Annotated in this window: 3 protein-coding genes; 1 reads left to right on the top strand and 2 read right to left on the bottom strand. The window is 73.4% G+C overall.

Annotated elements, in window-relative coordinates; translation table 11 throughout:
- Positions 1-1,114 (top strand): alpha/beta fold hydrolase (locus DVA66_RS18695; RefSeq protein WP_157974131.1); only part of this gene is annotated, 1,114 nt, incomplete at its 5' end.
- A 14-nt stretch (positions 1,115-1,128) separates the two neighbouring features.
- Here the strand turns inward: DVA66_RS18695 and DVA66_RS18690 are convergent.
- Both DVA66_RS18690 and DVA66_RS21075 read right to left on the bottom strand, forming a co-directional pair.
- Complete coding sequence (locus DVA66_RS18690; RefSeq protein ID WP_114561377.1) at positions 1,129-2,259, bottom strand: glycosyltransferase family 4 protein; 1,131 nt, start codon at positions 2,257-2,259, stop codon at positions 1,129-1,131.
- Positions 2,260-2,641: 382 nt separating this feature from the next.
- A partial coding sequence (locus DVA66_RS21075) for a hypothetical protein (protein ID WP_232822065.1) occupies positions 2,642-3,230 on the bottom strand: 589 nt, incomplete at its 5' end.

Here is a 3,230-nt window from a genome sequence, read left to right as displayed (position 1 = left end):
CGGGGCGGTGGCGCGGGCCACCCGCGGACGCGACGGCGGGGCGGTGGCGCGGGCGGTCGGCATGGTCGCCGGGCTCGCAGCCCTCGGTGCCGGCGGGATCGCCGCCGGGCTCGAGCTGGAGCGTCGGGTCGTCGGCAGCCGGTTCCGCAACGACCGGACACCGCGGGAGGCCTTCTTCTCCCTGCGGTCCGGCGGTCCACCGGTGCGGACCTCCGACGGGCTCGACCTGCACACCGAGATCGACGAGCTCGACGACCACCAGCCCGCCCCCGGCAGCGGGCCGGTGCACCCGGAGCTGACGGTGGTGATGGTGCACGGCTACGCCCTCTCCCTCGACTGCTTCCACTTCCAGCGCAAGCACCTGCGCGGACGGGCCCGGCTGGTGCTCTACGACCAGCGCAGCCACGGACGCTCGCCCCGCGCCGCCCCCGAGACCTGCCGGATCGACCAGCTGGGCGACGACCTGCTCGCGGTGCTGCAGCAGACCGGGGTGACCGGACCGGTCGTCCTGGTCGGGCACTCGATGGGCGGCATGACCATCATGAACCTGGCCCGCCGCCACCCCGAGCTCTTCGGCGATCTGGTCGGCGGCGTCGTGCTGATCTCGACCTCACCGGCCGACATGGCCGAGCACTCGCCGATCCGCGGCATCCCCGGCAGGACCTTCTCCCGGGTGGTGGAGCCGGCGCTGGCGCTGCTCAACCGCGTCCCCGACCTGGTCACCCGCAGCCGCCGCGCCGGCTCCGACCTCGGGTTCGTGGCGACCAAGCAGCTCGCCTTCGGCAGCGAGGTGCCCGCCCAGTACGTGGAGTTCGTCAGCGAGATGCTCGGCGACATCCCGCTGGAGGTGGTCGGTGACTTCTACCCGGCCTTCCGCGACCTCGACGAGACCGGCTCGTTCCCGGTGCTGGCCGGCGTGGAGACCGCCGTGGTCGGCGGCGAGGACGACGCCATCACCCCGATCGAGCACACCCAGGTCATCATCGAGCTCCTGCCGGGAGCGGATGCCCTGGTGCTCGAGAACTCCGGCCACATGGCGCTGATCGAGCACCACGTCCAGGTCGACGAGGTGATCGACGCCCTGCTGGTCCGGGTCACCCGCAACGCGGGCTAGACCGGCGCGCCAGCTCAGCCGACGCGCTGGACCCCGTGGGCGCGGATGGCGGCCTGGTAGTGCTCGACCAGCCGGGCGCAGACCTCGTCCCAGGTGCGGCCACGGACGGCGGCGCGGGCGGCGCGGCTGAAGGCGTGCCGCTTGCGGTCGTCACCCACCAGGTCCTGCACCTGGCTGCGCAGCGTCGCGAGGTCACCCGGTGGGTAGAGCCAGCCGGTGTGGCTGGGGTCGATCAGGTCGATCGGCCCGCCCTTGGCCGGCGCGACGGCGGGGACGCCGCTGGCCAGCGCCTCCTGGATGGACTGGCAGAAGGTCTCCAGCTCGCCCGGGTGCACGAAGACGTCCATGCTGGCCAGCACCCGCGGCAGGTGCTCCCCGGTCAGCTGGCCGGTGAAGTGCGCGGTGGGCAGACGCTGCTCCAGCTCCTCGCGGGTCGGGCCGTGGCCGACCACCACCAGCCGGGTGTTCGGCAGGTCGGCGAGCACCGCGAGGTCCTCGACCTGCTTCTCCGCGGCCAGCCGGCCGACGTAGCCGATGATCCGCTCACCGCCCGGGGCGACCGTGCGACGCCAGGCGTCGTCCCGCTTCGCCGGGTGGAAGCGGGTGGTGTCGACCCCACGGCCCCACAGCCCCACCCGCGGGATGCCGCGGTTGACCAGCACCTGGCGGGTGTAGGACGAGGGCGCGAGGGTCATCGTGGCCAGCGAGTGGCTGGCGCGGACCCGCCACCAGATCACCGGCTGGGCGCGGTGCATCCAGTAGCGGGAGGCGAAGGAGGCGTACTCGGTCTGGTAGATCGCCACGCTCGGCAGGTCCATCCGGTTGGCCACCATGATGGCCTTGTGGCCCATGCTGATCGGCGCGGCCACGTGCACGACGTCGGGGCGGAAGTCCTCGAAGACCTCCTCCAGCCGCAGGCTGGTCGGGAAGCCGAAGGGCAGGTCCGGGTAGCCGGGGAGGTTCGCCGAGGGGGCGGGCACCACCGGGAAGCCCGCATAGGTCCGCGGCACCTGGCCGTTGCTCGAGGGGGCGACCACCACGGCGTCGTCGCCACGGTCGCGGAGGTGCTCGAGGACCCGCATCACCGAGTGGGTGACGCCGTTGACGGAGGGCAGGAAGCTTTCGGTCACGATCGCTACGCGCACGCCCACGACTCCATCCTCGACCGGTGACAGGCTTCCCCCGCCCGGCCGTCGGGTCGACCAACGGCTGGTGACGCCTCGGTGACCCGCCTGGCCGGCACGGTGCTGGTGCCATGGTGCCATCCCGGTCACCCGCTGGTTCGGATTCTCGCTCCCGGGCTGGTACAGTTGGCGTCCCCGGCTGCGCAGCGCAGTACGGGACGTGAGGCGCCGGATGCCGCCGTCGGAGATTCACACCGACTGGCTCAGACATCGTGGGCGCTAGAGGTCCGTCGACCACCCCGCAACGATGTCAGGCGATGCCCGCCCTTTGCGTCGGTGTGCGACGTGCCCACGAGGGGCCGAACGGCCCGGATGGAAGTCAGGCATGCCCAGCAAGTCCAGCTCAAGCCCCACCAAGGGCCCCAAGAACACCAAGGCCGACGGCACCAAGAAGAAGCGGTGGACCGCCGCAGAGCGTGCCACCCGCGGCCACGGCCCGCGGCGCGGTGGCGGACGTCCCCGCAGCGAGGTCGAGGCCACCGGCCCAGGCCGCGCGCCGCGGTCCGTCGACCGTTGGGACGACCGCCGGTCCACCGACCGGGCCGGCGCCGGTCGCCGTGACGACCGCGAGGAGCGTCGTCCCTACCGCGACGACCGCCAGGAGCGCCGTCCCTACCGCGACGACCGCGACGAGCGCCGTCCCGAGCGATCCGAGCGGCGCGACTCCGGCGACCGCGGCCGGACGGACCGCTTCGACCGTGGCGACCGCCGCGACGACCGGTTCGAGCGCCGGGATCGCGACGACCGCTTCGAGCGTCGTGACCGGGACGACCGGTCCGAGCGTCGTGACCGCGACGACCGTCGCGACCGCTTCGAGCGCCGCGACCGTGACGACCGGTTCGACCGCCGCGACCGTGACGACCGCTTCGGCCGTCGCGACCGGGACGAGCGCGGTGGCGACGACCACCACCGTCGCGCCAGCCGGCCCGCCG

This window comes from Desertihabitans aurantiacus (genome assembly GCF_003344635.1).
Lineage (GTDB): Bacteria > Actinomycetota > Actinomycetes > Propionibacteriales > Propionibacteriaceae > Desertihabitans > Desertihabitans aurantiacus.
The sequence above is the reverse complement of the archived record's forward strand: the minus strand, read 5'-3'. Positions and strand labels throughout refer to the sequence as shown.